Genomic DNA, 16992 nt, shown 5'->3' with positions numbered 1-16992 from the left:
ACTTCTCAACGAACCCCAACCCAAGACGCATCAACCGGCACCTTTGGCGATCAGAAGCAAAGCCACGAAAGTGAGCCCGACCGCGACGAGTGTTCGGAACTTACCCGCCGATAATCGTGTGCTGAATCTCTTCCCGATCGCTATGCCCAACAGAGCGGCGGGGATGATCAACAGGGATTCGATCGTGGCTTGTTGGCTGATGTCGGTTGAGACAAACAAACCGAAGATTTTGAATACGGACAACGCGAGCAAAAACTGATTGACGAATGCCTTGAATTGCTCCTGGTCCCAGTCTTGTTGCAACGCGTAGGCGACCACCGGTGGTCCCGGCATGGTAACCGCACCCATCAAGAATCCTGAGGCAACGCCAATCGTGCTGGCGCCAACCGCATCGCTCGATTTCTCTTGGTCGCCTTCGCTAGGTTCGTTAATCTCGTTTTCGGTCTGTTCTGCACGACGGCGGGAAATATTTCGGTTGTGAAACGAATAGGCGATCATCAACAGCAATGCGATCCGGTACCGCGGGTCAGCCAGTCGAGGTTGATGGAGTTGAACAGCCACAGGCCTAGCGGCAAACCGATCACCGCACCGGCGAGGGCGAATAACAGCGGTCGCCAAACGACTCCTTTGCGGTACGCCCAAACCGTGCCCATCTGAACCGGCACCGCGCAGAGGCTGACCAACAGGTGCGTGTGCCGCGCGTCGATCACCAAGGGCATCAAACCGATGGCCACGATTCCGAATCCGAACCCGATGCCGCTGTGTACAAAACCGGCGACGAGTGCGATCAACGCAACAATCGAAATCAGGACAATCCATTGGTCGCTGCCTTGAGCAGGATGCTTGTCGGGGAGGTCTGGGTTATCTGAATGCTCGATGGACAGTGACGAGTTGAGTGCGTTGTTGTCGGCAGGCTGTGTTGTAAGAATCGGTTGCGATTCTTGTGTGGCGGACGGGATATCCGCGTGCAACGCCGAAACGTTGCCCAGGACGACCAAGAGGAAAGTGAGCGATAGGAGCAGGCGATTAAGATGTGGCATGGTTTGTGAATGTGCGGCGTGTTGGATATGCGGCATTATGAACATTGGGCATTGTGTTGAGGTCTGGAGAGAGTGAATCCGCAGTTGGTCAAAACGCCGGTGCTAGCGTTCGACTGCTATCCGATTCGTTGTGTTTTGTGATGAACGCGAGGTTTGTGATGAACGCGTGGTTTGCGGAGAGGTCTAAGATGCCGGTTGAGGTTGTTCGATGTTGAACGCACGGGATCGGATTGCGGCCATGTCGCCGTTGATGATGCCGTCTGAAAATGTTTCGTAGTGTTGGCTGACCAACCCAGCGAGCGGACCGACCCATGCATGGAAATCTTCGATGTTGATCGCATCGAGGATGGCTTCGGCGACTTCCGATACCGGAGTCGCGAATTGACCAAAGCCGGCGGACGCACCCATGTCGGTCGCGGTCGGTCCCGGGTGTACACTGATGACGCGAGTCCCCTGTTGGCTCATCCAGTCACGCAGCGATTGGGTGATCGAATAGCTGGCTGCTTTGGAGGCACAGTAAGTTGCGAAATTGCCGGATGCTTTGATCGACGCAACGCTGTTGAGTTGGACGAAGAAGCCGCCCCCGTTGGTTTTCAACGCGGGAGCAAACGCTTGGGCAACCCGCATCAATCCAAATACGTTGACGTTGAGTTCCTCCTGCAACGCGTCGACGGCGTTTTCATCGTACGCAGCCACCGTGTTCATGATGCCTGCGTTGTTGATGACAATGTCGACGTCGGGGGCATTGCTCGCTGCGTCGATGATGGAACTTGGGACGTTCATGTCCATTGCGATGGCTTGGACACGATCGCCGTATCCATCGATCAACGGTTGCACGGACTGAGGGTCACGCACCGCCGCGTAGACCTTGGCTGCGTCTCGCCGGAGGGCTTGTTCCAACAGTTCTTTTCCGATGCCACGGTTCGCACCGGTGATGAGTAGTTTGCGACTCTTGATGTTGTCTGACATGGTTTGCATTCGAGGTTTGTGATCGAGGTTTGAGAGAGTTGGTTTGTGTTTGTTTGGAACGGGGACCGAACGCTGTTTGGGTTATCGAGTTGCGACTTCGTACGCGCCTTTGTTGCGGACGTAGACCAGGCAACCGTTGGTGGTATGGATCTCGTGCGAGGCGTTTGATTGGGATCCGAAGTAGCTACCCGCCGTGAGCGATTGACTGCCTCGGGAGTCGCGAAGTTGGAGATCCAGTTCGCCTTGGATCACAACGACACGAAGCGTGGAATCGTCGCTGATGGTTCCGTGAAATCCGGCGGGCAGTTTCAATAGAGACGCGTTGACTTCGCTTTCGTCGGTGTTGCCCCACAGAAACGACAGTTGTGGGCTGTTGTTTGGCGTGTTGTCTGTCGACTCTTTGATCCATGGTGTCGCGTCCGCGTCGAGCCAGACCATATTCGAGGCGTCGATATTGACGGGACGTTCATCGGAATCAAACGACTCAGCGGGCGGTTTGACCAGGTAGGGGCCGGATTGAATTTCGAGAAACGCGACGCTGGCGCCGCGGGCGGCGGTGATGTGGACTTCGCCTTTGGGTTGCATCCAATAAGATCCCACCGGCATCCACATCGGCTCGGCCTTGGGATCATCGTTGAACAACGCACCGCTGACGACGACACCGCGATAGGTGATGTTGTGGATGTGCGGCGGCGAAGAAAACCCGTCGAGGAACTTAACCAGGAACCCCGAAGAAGTGTCCGTGGTTTGGTTTCCCCACAGGGTCCCAGCCTTGGGGCCTTTGTCGCCTCGAGCGGGATTGAGCGGTTGCCACTGAACGTTGGAAGCCAAGACGACTTCGGTCGTTGAATCGTCGAGATTGCCAGCGTTAGCAATCCCCGCGGTCGCGATTGTGATTGCCAGTGAAAGGATCTGGAGAGAGTGCCGATAAATGCGCGTCATGGACATCGCGAGTTTCCTGTAAGAAAAGAAGTTTGATTCGGATTTCACAGGTCAGTGCGAAATCCGAACGCCATCTCCATCAAGAAAAATCGAAATTTTGCCGTGGGGTGGTTTGGGGTGGTTTGGGGTGGTTTGGGGTGGTTTGGGGTGGTTTGGTTTGGTTTGGTTTGGTTTGGTTTGGTTTGGTTTGGTTTGGTTGGTTTGGTTTGGTTTGGTTTGGTTGGTGTGGTGTGGTGTGGTGTGGTGTGGTGTGGTGTGGTGTGGTGTGGTGTGGTGTGGTGTGGTGTGGTGTGGTGTGGTGTGGTGTGGTGTGGTGTGGTCGGTGGTGTGGTCGGTGGTTGCGGTTGCGGTTGCGGTTCGCGGTTCGCGGGGTGTCGCAAACGGCCCAACGGGCCATCGGTTTGTCTAGCCCAGGGCGTTGCCCTGGGCTAGGTAAACGGTTGGGGCTTTGGCCCGTGTGGGTGGCGGTGGACGTCGGGCGATGTTTGGGCGTCAGGACGTCGATGTGACGTGGGCATCGCGACGGACGGCGATTGACGTCCCCACGCCCACGAACCAGCGTTCCATGCCCCACGTCCACGTTCCACGTTCCCCTGCGCCGTGTAGCCACGTCCAGGCGCACCGATGGTCCAATCAACCCGGGACAAAATCGGCCCAACGGGCCATCGGTTTGTCTAGCCCAGGGCAACGCCCTGGGATACCGGCCCGTCCCCAAATTTGTTGAGAGGGCCAACGGCCCGGTCGTTTGTTCGCCCATTGGTGTTGTGTGGATGACAAACGGCCGGACCGTTGGCCCTTTGCGGTGATTTTATGGGGTTGAACCCAGGGCGTTGCCCTGGGCTAGGTAAACGGTTGGGCCTTTGGCCCGTGTGGATGTTGCCCCATGGAGGTTGGTCCATATTGGGGTTTGCCCGCATGCCGCCCATGCCGAGGATGTGGTTTCTGGCCTGAAGGTGGATCATGAATGGTCGAAATGAGACCTCTGGTCATCATGACGTTGTATAACGTGAATGTCCTAGGATGTTTGGAACTCGCGATGAGGAGTTGTCCATGCCGCAATCCCTTGCCCAGGTTTGGGTGCATGTTGTGTTTTCAACAAAAGAACGTCGTCGGTATTTTCAGAACGACGCGTTTCGTGCGGAGGCGTTTCGAATGTTGGCGTATCACGTGAAGGAATCGAATTGCGTGAGCGCGTCGGTGGGAGGTCACTTTGATCACGTGCATTTGTTGGTCGGCTTATCGCGAACAATTGCGATTGCCAAACTGGTTGAGAACGTGAAAACAGAAACATCCAAATGGGCGAAGTCCGCCACGGGTGGCATGCGGACGTTTTCTTGGCAACAAGGATACGGCGTTTTCTCGGTCAGCCATTCGAATTGCGCTGACGTCGATGCTTATATCCGCGACCAGATGGAGCACCATCGGAAGTTAACATTCCAAGATGAGTTTCGAGCGTTTTGTAAACGACACGAAGTAGCAATCGACGAGCGATACGTTTGGGATTGATCGGTTGACCGAACACGGTTGTGGTGAGAGCAAAGGGCCGGGCCCATTGGCCCGGGGGATGGCGTTGGACGACATTTGGGCGTTGGATGATGTTGACGTGGCGCGGGTGTCGCGTGCGAACCATGTGGGATGTCCCCACGCCACGCCACGCCACACGACGCACGCCGCAAAGTTGCAAAGTTGCAAAGTTGCAAAGTTGCAAAGTTGCAAAGTTGCAAAGTTGCAAAGTTGGCATGACCAGACGAATTGGTGGCCCGGGCAAACCCGCGGGGAACACGGCCCAAGGGGCCATCGGTTTGTCTAGCCCAGGGCAACGCCCTGGGTTACCGGCCCGTCCCCAAATTTGTTGTGAGGGCCAACGGCCCGGTCGTTTGTTCGGGCATTGGTGTTGTGTGGATGACAAACGGCCGGGCCGTTGGCCCTTTGCGGAGATTTTATGGGGCGTTGAACCCAGGGCGTTGCCCTGGGCTAGGTAAACGGTTGGGCCTTTGGCCCGTGTTTTGGGGGGCGTGCTTGGGGACTTGGGGACGATGTCAACGTGGCCATGCGGGCGTTGCTGACCCAACACCCAACACCCAACACCCAACACCCAACACCCAACACCCAACACCCAACATCAACATCAACATCAACACCACTCACCACTCTTCACTGCATTTCCGTTTGCAGCCATGCTCTTGCGTAGGCCCAGTAGCGTTCGGCGGTTGCGGTGGAGATGTTGAGGGCGGCGGCGGATTCTTTGATGGTGAGGCCGGCGAAGAATTTGAGTTTGACTAACTCGGCTTTGACTGGATCCTTTTGTTGCAGCTTTTCCAAAGCTTCGTTCAACGCGATTAGTTTTTCAGGTTGCGACGATGCCGGATGGTTCCAGGTATCCAGTTCGATTCGGACGTGACCGCCGCCGCGTTTTTCTGCTTTGGCCGCGCGGGCGTGGTCGATCAAAATACGACGCATCGCTTCGGCGGCGGCGCCAAAGAAATGGCCACGTGAATTCCATTGTCGATCGCTGCCCTGTTGATCGCCAGCGAGACGCATCCAGGCTTCGTGCACCAACGCGGTCGCTTGCAACGAATGATCAGGACGCTCTTGGTGGAGTCGTGCAGCGGCGAGTCGACGCAATTCATCGTAAACCAACGGCAGCAAGTCTTTCGCCGCGGCGGCGTCGCCTGATTCGAGCGAATCAAGAATCTCGGTGATCTGTTTCAAGAGAATCTCTCACACACAACAGGAAAGCGATCGACGGCGCTCATGATTTGGCCAACGAAGTGTTGTTCGAATCGGGCGACGTTTGTTCTAAATCCTTGGCAATCTTCCTCGCGTCTTCGGCGGCATCCGTTTCACCGTTGGCGATGAACGCATCCGCCAAGTTTCGCCAGATGCCGGGAACGTTCGGACGCAGCGACGTGCACCGCATGTAGTACCGGATCGCATGATCGTAACGCTTTTCATTCATCAGAGTTGTTGCGTACTCAAAGTTTAGCATCAAGTCCGCGGGGTGTTGCATCAACGCGTAACGTTGGACTTCCTCGGATCGTTTCACGTTCCCGAGCGACCGGTACGACTCCGCCAACCACGAGAGCTTTCGCGGGCACTTCTTTGCCAGATTGCTTTGCCGAACGACTTCTTCCAGTTCCGATTCGTCGGGTGGTCCCGGCGAGTAGATGACGTTGCGAATCGCGACCCTCAATGGATCCGGGTCGGCGATGGACATCGCGTCGGTCCAGGATTGCCGCTGCGACTCGGTCAACTCGGGACCGCCCAGATCCGCGGCGTGTTGGCGAGCGGCAATCCACAATTCCAACGCATCGGCCAATTGAATGTGCGAGGGATCATCACGCATGCGGAGGCCGACTTGTGCGGCGGTCTCGCGACCGACGTCGTATCCTCGTTCGCGCAGTATCCGGCGGAGCTCTTCCTCCATCGTCATCCAACTCGGCAGATCCCGTTGGGTTCCGCGAGCGATCAGCAAGTTTTCCATCGCCATTGCAAACTGTCGGTCTTGTTCGACGGATTGATAGTGCCGAAGGAAGGCGTCTGCCTCGCCGAGCGATGCTTGGTCGAGGTTGGATTCTGTTGCCAGCAGTTGCACCTGAGAAGCCAAGTACGCGGCACTGGTCCAGCGATCATCGGCAGGAGAGGCCGCCGTCAAGGCAGTCAACGTGTTGTTCGCTTGGTCGACCGCGCTGGCGAGGCGGGTTTCGTCTTGCCTTCGAGCGGCGAGTGTTTGGCGGTGGGTAAACCAAAACGCAGACGCCAACGCGGCAATGAGAATCGTTAACACCGCTGCGGAGGTGACACCACGACGGTGTCGAACGAGAAACTTCTTCGCCCGGTACACCGATGACGGTGGACCGGCATGAACGGGCTCGTTTGCTAAGGCACGACGGATGTCGGTTGCCAGATCGCTCGCGGAATCGTACCGCCGGCGGCGATCTTTTTCCAAACCTTTCATGACGATCCAGTCCAAATCGCCTTGGACCTGACGCGGCAGTCGATCCGGGCTGATGCTGCGATGTTTTGCCAAGACGGTCAGTTTCTGGCCCGATGAGCTGAGTCGTTTGCTGGGTTTGACCGGTTCCTCTTCGCGAATCAAACGCTGCAATTCCCGGTAACCGGCTTCACGCAGTGACTCGGCTTGCAGCGGCGTCGTTCCCGTCATCAATTCGTACAGCAGCACCGCCAACGAGTACACGTCGCTTCGCGTATCGACATCGAGTCCGCTGATTTCGGCCTGTTCGGGGCTCATGTATTGTGGCGTACCGACCATCATGCCGTACTGCGTGAACAGCGTCTTTTCCGTCAGGCGTTGATGCAGTGCTTTGGCGACGCCGAAGTCAATCACTTTCACGACCGGCCGACCGTCATGTAGCGTCACCATCACGTTGGTCGGTTTGATGTCTCGGTGAATGACGCCTTTTTGGTGTGCGTGATGCACGGCGTTGCAAACCGACACAAACAGTTCGAGACGTTCGGTTGTCGACAACGCGTTGGCATCGCAGAACTCCGTGATCGGAACTCCTTTCACCAGCTCCATTACGAAGTAGGGGCGTTCTCCGCCGGCGATCGCACCGCCGTCAAAGACGCGAGCAATGTTGGGGTGGTCCATCATCGCGAGTGCTTGACGTTCGGCTTCGAAGCGAGCCACGACGGCTTTCGAATCCATCCCGGGCTTGATGACTTTCAACGCCACCTGACGTCGGACGGGTTGGCGTTGTTCGGCCATGAACACGACACCGAATCCGCCTTCGCCGAGTTTCTGCAGCAGCCGATACGGGCCGATGTCTTGACCGGCGTCAACTTTGATCGCCGCGTCGACGGTTTCGCGAGGATCAGCATCGAGGAAACTATCCTGTTCGTCGTGTGCGGCGACGAGCTTTTCGATACGCCGCCGCAGTTCGTCGTCCGCCTCGCACACGTCTTCTATGAACGAACCACGCTGGGCCCGCGGTAGTGCGATTGCTTCAGCAAAGATGGTTTCTTCAGATTTCATGCAACTCAGACGAAGATAGGCTTGGCGGGCGAAAGTGACGGGGCAATGCGATTGGCGAGATTGAACGGTTGGTGAGGCAGTCAGCCCGCCAAAACCCAGTGCGAGAAACGGGGAGGATTCCCATCACAGAAAATTAAAAAAGAACAAAATTCATTCGCGATGTTCCACGCCCGCCACGTGGGTTGTGGACACGTATTTGATTTTGAAGCGTCGAGTGGGGCTGCAGTATGGTGTGGGACAGGAAAGTGGTAGTTTAGCAGCGAAGCGTTGATTCGGGGCGGTCGCAGACGACGCCTCGTTGGCGGGATTTGCCACACGGGCGGAATCGGCTCGCGGTTTGGGTTCGCTCGTGAATTGAGATCGGACGAGCCCAAAACCGTCGGCGAATTGTGTTGCCGACAGGCGTTTGCCAAGATTCACGCATCGATGGCTGTTAATTCCGCCCGGTCAATGAGTTCGCGGATAGGTGTTTTGTTTGCTGGGTTTCGAACAGGAAGTTGGGCATGTTGGATTGGATCAAAGTCGCCGGAAAACTCGCCTATGATCGACCGACGCGAGAGCGATTGTTCGGTTATCGGCCGGTCGTGATTTGTCTCATTCAATCACTCGAGAGAGATGCGTTTTTGTTTGTGCAGCCGGCGGCGGGACGAGGCGCGTGGATGCCGCCTCAAGAAGGGATCGAGCCGAATTGTTCGATCGAAGACGCGACCCGGCAATGCTTGGATGTCGAGTTGGGCGTCTCGCGGAACCAGATGCACTACCGCCGTTCCGTTTGGCTAGGGCGTCGTCCGATTCCAGAACGAGAAGGTAGCCGTGACGTCGAGTATTCCATTCGACCGATGCAGGGAAAGGCCTACTACGCGTCGCTGAGCCGCGTGGCGGAAGACACTCCGCTGTCGTGCAATCCGGCGGAGGTTTCGGCACATCGATGGTTGACCCCGAGTGAGATTCGAGATCACCTCGATGGCAACTCCCAACGCAAAGTCGAGCTGATGAGGTTAAGTCTCGCGAAGATGACCGGGATTGAGCTTTGATTCGTTTGGCTCTGGCCTGACACGTGCGACTGAACTAGACCGCCCGAAAGATCCCGGCGGTGCCTTCTGTCGGATCAGAATCGTTCGTTGACGCTCGCCAGCAGCGCGAATTTTGCCGAGTCGGCCCGATAGATTAGTCGAATGTCCGTTGACGCGGCGGTGCAATCAAGCGACCGGGGCTGGACATAACGCACGATCGGCAAGGTCATGGTCAGGTTGAAGTCTTCGAGTCTTGTCTTGGCACCGCCCACGATGAGGTTGGTGATTTCGCGGACGGAGTCGTCGCGATCCTCACGGCATACGAGGTGCCCCTCCTCGCATTCTCGACCGCCGAGTAGAGCGTTTGCCCATCGATCCGCCGAGTGCGTGTCGACGATCAGCGTGAGGAATCCAGTCAGGCCCCCGGTCCATGACATTTCAATCGACAGAATGCGGTCGGAGTCACTTCCCATGCCGTCGCTATCTGACGCTGCAAAACGGTTGTTTGCCGTGTGGCTGATGTTCACGACATCGGTGCCCAACATCGTTTGAAACGTGTTGCGTACCGATTGATCGATGGCATCAGTAACCGCCATCTCGATCGTCATTGGGTCAGTGTTCATTCCGTCGCTCGGAAGAGTCATGGATGGCCGGCAAGCACATCCGGCGTGAAGGCTGGGTTAACTCTTGGCCTTCGGTAGGACTCTGTCCAGTTTTTCTTGCAACATATTTTGGTCAAAAGGTTTCACCAAGTAGTCATTGATGCCCGCTTGGATGGCTTCGACGACACGTGCCTTCTCGGCTTCCGTGGTGATCATCATGATTGGCACTTTGGATCCGGTCGCACGGATCGCTTTGACCAGATCGAGACCGTTCATGTTGGGCATGTTCCAGTCGGTGAGCACGAGATCGAAGTTGTTTTCTTTTTCGAACAGTCCGAGTGCGATCGCACCATCGGCTGCTTCGACAATTTCTTCCACCCAAAGGCTGTGCAATCCTCGACTGATGATCTTTCGCATCACGCCAGAATCTTCGGCTAGTAAAACACGCATGGCAGTAGGCTCCGCAGAGAGTTAAATAGAGTTATGGTTATCCAAGATCGCAAGGCAGGGTGCCCGCGGGTAATCGATGGTCGTTATGGTTGGTGCGTTTCGTGTCGATCCGAGAACGCGTGGTTAGGCGATGGTCAACTCGCTGGATGATTCCGGCCGGTTCTGTCGTGCCCAAACGGTGTACTTCAGTGCGAAGCTGAGGCAACGCTCGGCAGACCAGAGATGAGGTTGGAACTCTTCGAAGAACTCGATCTCCTCGAGCATCTCTTTCTGGACGGTCAGGTGACGCATCGTCCAACCTTCAAAGAACCTTTCGGGGCAGAAGGTGAATTGAATCAGTTTGCAACTGTGGTGTCGCGAATCCAGTACGATCCGGGCGTACGTTTGCGAAACGGTTTCCTGATCCCCTTCGAGTATCTGCATGAAGCGTCCTTCGCCGAAAGCGAGGATGCCAGTAATGCCGTCACGTTGGTTTATGTCACGGGCCTCGCGACGAATTTGCAGGAACGATTCCATCGGAAGTGGCTTGCACGCTTCGCTGCAATATATGAGGCGGCAGAGTTGAGGGTGTTCGTGATGACCCATGACACACCTTTGTTAGAATTACTTGGTGAAAGAATCCAAAACGTCGCGTGAACGTCACGCGACTATTGGGGTTGTGGTTCTTGGTGACGAATCGCGATCGAGAAATCAGTGTCGTTGCTTCGCAAACCGACAGATTGAGTGTGCACGACGTTGGCGAGTTTGAAATCGAGTCCCGCGCCGCTGGCAACACTTGGAAGAGACAGTGTGGACTGGCCGGGAAGGATCGCTTTGATGCTGCCGCCGACCATGTTGGACAGTTCAGCGATCGTGTCTTGAACGTCTTCCATGGAAACGTCTTCGTCGGGAACCATCAGCATCGCCGAAGCGGCTTTACGGCCCAGTTCCAACGGTGTGTGGATTTCGACAGCGCCGACCCAATCACCTTGGATTTGAACGCAACCGACGAGCCGGTCCTCGGTGAAGGATGCTTCGCTTTGTGGCGATGAATCATTCGGTTCGCATGGCATTTGAAGCATGTTGTCGAAGATCGCTTGTACGAGTTCGACGACATGACTCGGTTCGATAGGTTGAATGTCCATGATGGGATTGCCCTTTGTTGATAAGTTGGATTGCGCGCGAAATCGGTCGAGCGACGGTGGCTAGCGAATCGCCAGCAGGTGGGATGTCGCAGGATGGTTTCGGTTGGTTATGGTCTAAGACAAAGAAAGAATTTCCCTCGTCCTGTTTCAATCAGTCGTCTCATACCGGTCGGTAGTAGACGGTTCGATCGACCTGAACTCTTTCGAATTCGTTGGTCAGGTTCATCGTGTTCTCTGATCCTCCGAGGAACAGACAACCGTCGTCTTTGATTCGTTGTCGAACCTTGGCGAGGATTTGGCGTTTGGTATCGGGCGTGAAATAGATCAGCACGTTTCGCAGGAACACGACATCGACGTTTGCCAACGTGAGTGGCCAGTTTTCGATTAGGTTGACACTGTCGAACCGCACCATCGAACGAATGTCGTCGTTGATTTGCCAATGCACCCCTTCGCGATGGAAGTACTTCATCAGTAATTGCATCGGTAGACCGCGGTTGACCTCGGTTTGATTGAAGATCCCTTTCTGTGCCCTTTCGAGAATATCGTTCGAAAGGTCGGTCGCTCGTAAACGCACGTCCCAATCGAGCAGTTGAGGAAAGTGCTCTCGGATCATCATCGCGATCGAGTAAACCTCCTGGCCGCTCGAACAGGCGTTCGACCAGATGGTGAGGCGTTTTTCCTTGGACCGTTTCTCGATCAGTTCGGGAAGAAGCTGTTTCTTGAGAACCTCAAACGGATGAATATCACGATAGAAGCTGGTTTCGTTGGTCGTCATGGCATCGACGACTGCATCGGCCAATTGGCGATGGTTTGGTTTTCGCAAGGCATCGGCCAGTTCGCCAATGGTGTCGAAACCGTTTTCGCGTGCGACGGGATTGAGTCGCGATTCGAGCAGATACGATTTGCTCTGCTCGAGCACGATGGCGGATCGTTCGAGAACCAGTTTGGCGAGAAAGTCGAAGTCGGTCGGCGATAGACCGTTTGCAGCTAGTGTTGTCATTACAGCGCCCCTACGCTGGCAAGTTGTCGTCGGTGTCGTCCATTGAGTGCGTGCCGGGTGAGCTCGCTGCTGATTTGTTGCAGCGGCAGCACCTGGTTTGCGAGTCCCGCGTTGGTGACCGCTGCGGGCATTCCCCATACGACCGAGGTGTCTCGGTCCTGTGCGATGATTTGACCGCCTTTGTCAGCGACCACTTTGCATCCTTCGAGTCCGTCACTGCCCATTCCTGTCAGCACGCACGCGAGCGTGTTGCTGCCATAGGCTTTGGCGACGCTGCGAAACAGCACATCGACGGCCGGGCGGCAGGAGTTTTCCTGTTCGCCTTGATGGATGCCGATCTGAGCGGTTGTTCCACGAACTTCGGTGACCATGTGAAAGTCGCCTGGTGCGATCCACGCGTGCCCCGGCAATAAGGGGTCACCCGCTTTCGCTTCGGCGACTTCGATCTCGCATTTCTGATTGAGTCGATCGGCCAGGTGTTTGGTAAAGATCGGCGGCATGTGCTGCACGATCACGATCGGAATCGGAAAGTCACCCGGTAGGGCTGGCAAGACCGTCGACAACGCGTTCGGTCCACCTGTCGACACTCCGATAGCGAGGATGTCGATGCGTGTTTTCCGATCGCGTGGTCGCAGACTGACCGAGGGGGCCGGTGTTGCGGTGCTTGGTTGAGGTGTCGCAGCGGCGATTCGGTTGCGCGTCGAAGCGGGAGCACCTTTCTGCGGACAAAGCGCCTTGAGTTTTGGAATCATCTCGCCACGAACTCGGTTCATGGCTTCGGTAACACTGCCCACGTTGGCAGGTTTGCCGACGTAGTCGTTTGCTCCTCTTTCCAACGCATCGAGGGTGCCTTCGGCGCCGCGTTGGGTGAGTGTGCTGAACATGATCACGGGCAGCGTTTTGTTGACCTTGCGAAGCTCGGTCAGCGTTTGCAGCCCGTCCATCTCTGGCATTTCGATGTCGAGGGTGAGCACATCCGGTTTGAGCGTCGGGATCTTCGCCAAGGCAATTTTGCCGTTGGGTGCCGTCCCGACCACTTCCACCGAAGGGTCCTCGGCTAACGTTTGTGTGAGCAGACGCCGGATGACCGTCGAATCGTCGACGATCATCACGCGAATGCGTGGTGAGTCGCTCATACCGCTGTTCCAATGCCGAGGATTTCGAGTTTGGAACCGATGTTCTCTTCAGTAAACGGCTTCATGATGTACTCGTTGACACCTGCCATGAAGGCGAGTGCCATGCGATCCATTTCCGACTCCGTGGTCACCATGATCATCGGTGTGTGGGCGTGGTCTGCATCCGCACGGACGGCCTTGATGAATTCCAATCCGTCCATCTCCGGCATGTTCCAGTCGACCAGGATCAAGTCCATTTCGCCGAGTTTTGCGAGTTGGTCGAGTCCCTCGATGCCATTGCCGGCCTCATGGGTTTCGTAGCCAAACGTCCGCATGATTCGTGCGATCATGTTGCGAATGACACGAGAGTCGTCAACGATTAAGACGTTCATTTTTCTATTCTGATCGGTGAGGAGTTGCGAGAGATTGAGAGTCAAGGGGCGTGATAAACGGGCGGTCAATAACAGCCCGGTGCAAACAGGCGGCCGCCAACAAGTGGCAGCGAAAGAGTGACCGCGAGCGAGTGACCGCGAACGGGCGGCCTGGTGAGAAAGGTTCGTCACCAGGCCGCTCGAACGTCGCGTCTAGAATTTGAAACGCATCACCAGTTGTTGCAGTGCCGATGACATCTCGGACAGTTCGCCGGCGGCTTGCTGGGTGTTGCCGGCACCTTGCGAAGTGCTTTCGGCAGCCGAGGCAACCGAGGTGATGTTCTTCGCGATTTCGTCGGCACCTTGGGAAGCCTCGCCGATGTTGCGGCTGATTTCGTTTGCGGTTGCCGTTTGTTCTTCCACCGCACTCGCGATGGTGTTGGAGATGTCATTGATTTGGTTGATGACATCGCTGATTTCTCGGATGGCGGAGACAGCACCGGTGGTGTCCGATTGAATCGTTTCAATCTTGCCGCTGATGTCTTCGGTCGCTTTCGCGGTTTCCTTGGCGAGTTCCTTGACTTCGTTGGCAACCACTGCGAAACCTTTCCCTGCCTCGCCGGCTCGAGCGGCTTCGATGGTCGCGTTGAGGGCGAGAAGGTTGGTTTGTTCCGCGATCGAGGTAATCACCTTGACGACCTTGCCGATCTCGATACTGCTCGCTCCGAGTTTCGTGATCGTGTCGTTGGTGTCGCTGGCGACTCCGACGGCTTGATTGGAAACCTTCGATGCCTCGGTTGCGTTGCGAGCAATTTCGCGAATCGCTGAGTTCAACTCTTCGATGCCGGTGGTCACCGTTTGGATGTTTTGACTGACCTCGGTCGAGGCACTCGAAACGATTTGTGCTTGCGAAGAAGTTTCTTCGGCGTTGCTGCTCATTTGTGTGCTGACCGCGGATAGTTCTTCCGACGCACCGGCCAACGAGGTGGCGTTCTCGGCGATGGACTCGATGCTGCCACGCAGATCGGTGAAGAACTTCTGCAGACGTGAACCGACTTGGCCGATCGCGTCTTCGCCTTCGACGTGGATCTCTTGGGTGAGGTCACCGTCGGAGGCTGCGTTGACGACGCCGAGGATCTCTTCGACGTTCTTCTTGAGTTCTTCGCGAGCCTTGACCTGATCGGTGATGTCGGTTGCGAACTTAACGACCTTGAACGGGTTGCCGTTGAGGTCGAAGATCGGGTTGTAAGACGCTTGGATCCAAATCTCTTCACCGCTCTTGGTGATTCGTTTGAACTCAGCGGCTTGGAATTCGCCACGGTTAAGGCCTTCCCAGAGTTGTTGATACTCAGGCGAGGCGGCGTGTTCCGGAGTGACGAAGGTGCGGTGATGCTTGCCTTGGATCTCGCCGAGCGTGTATCCGAGTGCACCGAGGAAGTTATCGTTGGCGGTGATGATCGTGCCGTCGAGGTTGAACTCGATCACGGCTTGAGCCTTGCCGATCGCAGCGAGTTGACCCTCGTAGTCGGCGTTGCGGGTCTTTTCCTCGGTAACATCGCTGACGATTTGGACGTATTTGGCCACGCGTCCCATTTCGTCTTTGATCGGGGCATAAACGCCGTGCAGCCAAACTTCTTCGCCTGACTTGGTGACGCGTTTGACCGTTCCTGATTGGGGAACGCCCGCTTTCAGTTCATTCCAAAAGTTCGCGTACTCTTCCGAACGCGAGTAAACCGGATCGACGAACGTGCGGTGTGGTTTGCCTTCGATTTCTTCGTTCGTGTATCCCATCAGGGTCAAGAAGATGTCGTTTGCCGAGATCACATTGCCGTCGAGGTCAAACTCGGCGAAGGCGTTGGTCGCGTTGATCGCGTCGAGCAAACCGTTGGTGTTGTGGCGAGCGATTTCGGTTTCGGTCAAATCGTAACGAATGCCGATGTACTTACGCGGCTTTCCGTTTTCGCCCATCACGGGGGCGATCACTGCGTCGACGTAATATGGGTTGCCGTCTTTGGCGCGGTTCTTGATGATGCCGCGGAATGGTTTGCCGCGTCCGATGGTGGACCACAGTTCCTTGAACACTTCCTTCGACATGTCGGGGTGACGTGTCGTGCTGTGTGGGAAACCGATCAATTCATCTCGACCGTACTTCGAAACCTCGATGAATTTCTCGTTGATCGAGACGATGTCGCCCTTGAGGTCCGACTCCGAAACGATGCTGGTCATGTTGACCACGTCGACGTAGACCTGCAGTTCGCTGACTTGATCTTGCAGTTCTTTCTTCTCGGTGATGTCGCTGCCGATCACGAGTGTCTTTTCGATCGATCCGTCGGCGGCTTCGACCGGGTAGAACGTCAAATCGAGCCAGCAGTTCGAATCGTCGGCGTTGCTCAACAGGTATTCGCCGGATTCGACACTGCCGCTCGCGAGGTTCTGCACCAACTCTTTGCAGCGGTTGGTTGCCCGGTTGGTCTTTGGCATCAGGCTGCTCAACGGCGAACCGACGACTTCGTCAGAACTGCGGCTCCACAGGTCCAGCAGGCGATCGTTTGCACTCAAGACAACGCCGTCGTTGTCGAGTTCCATCACGAGTTGCGAGGCGTTGAGGACGTCGGCAGCGAGTTGAAGGCTGTTATCGACCTTGGCCGCGGTTTTGGGTGTGCGCGGTGCCGCTTTCGTTTTGCGAGCGCGGGATTGAGTGGTCGTTTTCGGTGTGTCGAGTGTAGTTGCCATGGTTTATTGATAGGTTTGAAGTGTTGCAGAAATTTGTTGAAGTGACGTGAGAGACGGAAGAGTCGAGAGAGATGAGGAGTTAATTCAAACTGACGTTCATGGCCCGCTCCCTATCGAGAATTAAGATGAGTTCATCGTCCGTTTTGTAGGCTCCTCGAATGATTTCGCTGGCGACTCCACCCAAGGTTCCTGGTGTGCGTTCGAAGTTCTTCGGGTCGATCATTTTCACCTCGCCGATGGAGTCGACGAGGAAACTCGTGGTGCTGCCGGAATCGCCTCGGACGATGATGTTCATCGGGAGTTGGTCGGATGCCCGGTCGGGTAGCCCGAGTCGAGTTCGCAAGTCGACCGCGGTAACGATCTGGCCTCGGAGGTTGATCAGTCCACACACCGATTCGTCGGCGAGTGGCACTTCGGTCATGTTTTGGTAGCGGATCACTTCTTGGACGGCTTTGACTTCGATTCCGAAGACTTGCTTGTCCAAACTGAACGTGCAGATTTGGTCGTCGTCGATCATGAATAAGTTCTCTGTAAGATTGGTTTGTTAGGCGATGCGATGGCCGGCGAGTTGGATCAGTGCGGGCAGATCCAACAGGTCAATGACGCGTTCTTGAATGATTGCCGAACCGAGCAGTCC

The 16992-nt window shown here is 56.0% G+C and carries 18 protein-coding genes; 3 read left to right on the top strand and 15 right to left on the bottom strand.

Annotated features, from left to right (window positions below; translation table 11 throughout):
• Window positions 1-30: 30 nt before the first annotated feature.
• The 4 genes from RSSM_RS35180 to RSSM_RS07910 form a co-directional block, all read right to left on the bottom strand.
• Window positions 31-498, bottom strand: coding sequence for a sulfite exporter TauE/SafE family protein (locus RSSM_RS35180; protein ID WP_008676425.1), 468 nt, complete (start codon window positions 496-498; stop codon window positions 31-33).
• Window positions 498-1040 carry a sulfite exporter TauE/SafE family protein gene (locus tag RSSM_RS35175; RefSeq protein ID WP_160168111.1) on the bottom strand — a complete coding sequence of 181 codons (543 nt, stop codon included), beginning with the start codon at window positions 1038-1040 and terminating at the stop codon, window positions 498-500. Before RSSM_RS35175 ends, RSSM_RS35180 begins: the two co-directional genes overlap by 1 nt.
• 183 nt (window positions 1041-1223) lie before the next feature.
• Window positions 1224-2009 carry an SDR family oxidoreductase gene (locus RSSM_RS07915; protein ID WP_044301752.1) on the bottom strand — a complete coding sequence of 262 codons (786 nt, stop codon included), beginning with the start codon at window positions 2007-2009 and terminating at the stop codon, window positions 1224-1226.
• Window positions 2010-2090: 81 nt separating this feature from the next.
• On the bottom strand, window positions 2091-2957 hold the full coding sequence (locus tag RSSM_RS07910) for a DUF4437 domain-containing protein (RefSeq protein WP_052336020.1): 867 nt from the start codon (window positions 2955-2957) through the stop codon (window positions 2091-2093).
• 48 nt (window positions 2958-3005) lie between these two features.
• On the opposite strand from RSSM_RS07910, the gene RSSM_RS31570 reads away from it, so the two are divergent.
• Both RSSM_RS31570 and tnpA read left to right on the top strand, forming a co-directional pair.
• Window positions 3006-3383 (top strand): hypothetical protein, encoded by a 378-nt coding sequence (locus RSSM_RS31570; protein WP_052336019.1) that lies wholly within the window; start codon window positions 3006-3008, stop codon window positions 3381-3383.
• Between the two features lie 618 nt (window positions 3384-4001).
• Window positions 4002-4457, top strand: coding sequence for an IS200/IS605 family transposase (tnpA, locus tag RSSM_RS07900; protein WP_044301730.1), 456 nt, complete (start codon window positions 4002-4004; stop codon window positions 4455-4457).
• A gap of 648 nt (window positions 4458-5105) precedes the next feature.
• Here tnpA and RSSM_RS07890 read toward each other — a convergent pair.
• Both RSSM_RS07890 and RSSM_RS07885 read right to left on the bottom strand, forming a co-directional pair.
• The gene (locus RSSM_RS07890; protein WP_008676414.1) at window positions 5106-5663 is read right to left on the bottom strand and encodes an ECF-type sigma factor; all 558 of its coding nucleotides are present in this window, start codon (window positions 5661-5663) and stop codon (window positions 5106-5108) included.
• 40 nt (window positions 5664-5703) lie between these two features.
• A complete protein-coding gene (locus RSSM_RS07885) occupies window positions 5704-7947 on the bottom strand; it encodes a serine/threonine-protein kinase (protein ID WP_008676413.1) in 2244 nt (747 codons plus the stop codon).
• 503 nt (window positions 7948-8450) lie between these two features.
• Between RSSM_RS07885 and RSSM_RS07875 the strand changes: the two genes are divergently transcribed.
• Entirely contained in the window at window positions 8451-8981 is a 531-nt protein-coding gene (locus RSSM_RS07875; protein WP_008676410.1) for an NUDIX hydrolase, read from the top strand.
• Between the two features lie 74 nt (window positions 8982-9055).
• On the opposite strand, the gene RSSM_RS07870 is transcribed toward RSSM_RS07875, so the two are convergent.
• From RSSM_RS07870 to RSSM_RS07830, 9 genes are all read right to left on the bottom strand, one after another.
• Entirely contained in the window at window positions 9056-9583 is a 528-nt protein-coding gene (locus RSSM_RS07870) for a chemotaxis protein CheX (RefSeq protein WP_160168110.1), read from the bottom strand.
• A gap of 57 nt (window positions 9584-9640) precedes the next feature.
• Window positions 9641-10012, bottom strand: coding sequence for a response regulator (locus RSSM_RS07865; protein WP_008676405.1), 372 nt, complete (start codon window positions 10010-10012; stop codon window positions 9641-9643).
• 123 nt (window positions 10013-10135) lie between these two features.
• Entirely contained in the window at window positions 10136-10597 is a 462-nt protein-coding gene (locus RSSM_RS07860; protein ID WP_052336018.1) for a BLUF domain-containing protein, read from the bottom strand.
• A gap of 62 nt (window positions 10598-10659) precedes the next feature.
• Window positions 10660-11136 carry a chemotaxis protein CheX gene (locus tag RSSM_RS07855; RefSeq protein WP_008676401.1) on the bottom strand — a complete coding sequence of 159 codons (477 nt, stop codon included), beginning with the start codon at window positions 11134-11136 and terminating at the stop codon, window positions 10660-10662.
• A 160-nt stretch (window positions 11137-11296) separates the two neighbouring features.
• On the bottom strand, window positions 11297-12136 hold the full coding sequence (locus RSSM_RS07850) for a CheR family methyltransferase (RefSeq protein ID WP_008676399.1): 840 nt from the start codon (window positions 12134-12136) through the stop codon (window positions 11297-11299).
• Window positions 12136-13272, bottom strand: a complete 1137-nt coding sequence (locus RSSM_RS07845) for a protein-glutamate methylesterase/protein-glutamine glutaminase (RefSeq protein WP_008676397.1) — start codon at window positions 13270-13272, stop codon at window positions 12136-12138. Before RSSM_RS07845 ends, RSSM_RS07850 begins: the two co-directional genes overlap by 1 nt.
• Window positions 13269-13643 carry a response regulator gene (locus RSSM_RS07840; protein ID WP_008676396.1) on the bottom strand — a complete coding sequence of 125 codons (375 nt, stop codon included), beginning with the start codon at window positions 13641-13643 and terminating at the stop codon, window positions 13269-13271. Before RSSM_RS07840 ends, RSSM_RS07845 begins: the two co-directional genes overlap by 4 nt.
• A gap of 192 nt (window positions 13644-13835) precedes the next feature.
• Window positions 13836-16355: a methyl-accepting chemotaxis protein gene (locus RSSM_RS32370; RefSeq protein WP_008676393.1), complete on the bottom strand. Its 2520-nt coding sequence runs from the start codon at window positions 16353-16355 to the stop codon at window positions 13836-13838.
• Between the two features lie 79 nt (window positions 16356-16434).
• Window positions 16435-16872, bottom strand: coding sequence for a chemotaxis protein CheW (locus RSSM_RS07830; protein WP_008676391.1), 438 nt, complete (start codon window positions 16870-16872; stop codon window positions 16435-16437).
• Between the last annotated feature and the right edge of the window lie 120 nt (window positions 16873-16992).

The sequence above is a fragment of the Aporhodopirellula sallentina SM41 genome (genome assembly GCF_000346505.1).
Lineage (GTDB): Bacteria > Planctomycetota > Planctomycetia > Pirellulales > Pirellulaceae > Rhodopirellula > Rhodopirellula sallentina.
Note: the sequence above shows the minus strand (reverse complement) of the source record. Positions and strands in the feature narration are given on the sequence as shown.

Bases quoted from the DNA above. Each gene is read 5' to 3' on its own strand.
- RSSM_RS35180 (WP_008676425.1), bottom strand. From the start codon at position 498: ATGATCGCCTATTCGTTTCACAACCGAAATATTTCCCGCCGTCGTGCA.
- RSSM_RS35175 (WP_160168111.1), bottom strand. From the start codon at position 1,040: ATGCCACATCTTAATCGCCTGCTCCTATCGCTCACTTTCCTCTTGGTC.
- RSSM_RS07915 (WP_044301752.1), bottom strand. From the start codon at position 2,009: ATGTCAGACAACATCAAGAGTCGCAAACTACTCATCACCGGTGCGAAC.
- RSSM_RS07910 (WP_052336020.1), bottom strand. From the start codon at position 2,957: ATGTCCATGACGCGCATTTATCGGCACTCTCTCCAGATCCTTTCACTG.
- tnpA (WP_044301730.1), top strand. From the start codon at position 4,002: ATGCCGCAATCCCTTGCCCAGGTTTGGGTGCATGTTGTGTTTTCAACA.
- RSSM_RS07885 (WP_008676413.1), bottom strand. From the start codon at position 7,947: ATGAAATCTGAAGAAACCATCTTTGCTGAAGCAATCGCACTACCGCGG.
- RSSM_RS07875 (WP_008676410.1), top strand. From the start codon at position 8,451: ATGTTGGATTGGATCAAAGTCGCCGGAAAACTCGCCTATGATCGACCG.
- RSSM_RS07870 (WP_160168110.1), bottom strand. From the start codon at position 9,583: ATGAACACTGACCCAATGACGATCGAGATGGCGGTTACTGATGCCATC.
- RSSM_RS07865 (WP_008676405.1), bottom strand. From the start codon at position 10,012: ATGCGTGTTTTACTAGCCGAAGATTCTGGCGTGATGCGAAAGATCATC.
- RSSM_RS07860 (WP_052336018.1), bottom strand. From the start codon at position 10,597: ATGGGTCATCACGAACACCCTCAACTCTGCCGCCTCATATATTGCAGC.
- RSSM_RS07855 (WP_008676401.1), bottom strand. From the start codon at position 11,136: ATGGACATTCAACCTATCGAACCGAGTCATGTCGTCGAACTCGTACAA.
- RSSM_RS07850 (WP_008676399.1), bottom strand. From the start codon at position 12,136: ATGACAACACTAGCTGCAAACGGTCTATCGCCGACCGACTTCGACTTT.
- RSSM_RS07845 (WP_008676397.1), bottom strand. From the start codon at position 13,272: ATGAGCGACTCACCACGCATTCGCGTGATGATCGTCGACGATTCGACG.
- RSSM_RS07840 (WP_008676396.1), bottom strand. From the start codon at position 13,643: ATGAACGTCTTAATCGTTGACGACTCTCGTGTCATTCGCAACATGATC.
- RSSM_RS32370 (WP_008676393.1), bottom strand. From the start codon at position 16,355: ATGGCAACTACACTCGACACACCGAAAACGACCACTCAATCCCGCGCT.
- RSSM_RS07830 (WP_008676391.1), bottom strand. From the start codon at position 16,872: ATGATCGACGACGACCAAATCTGCACGTTCAGTTTGGACAAGCAAGTC.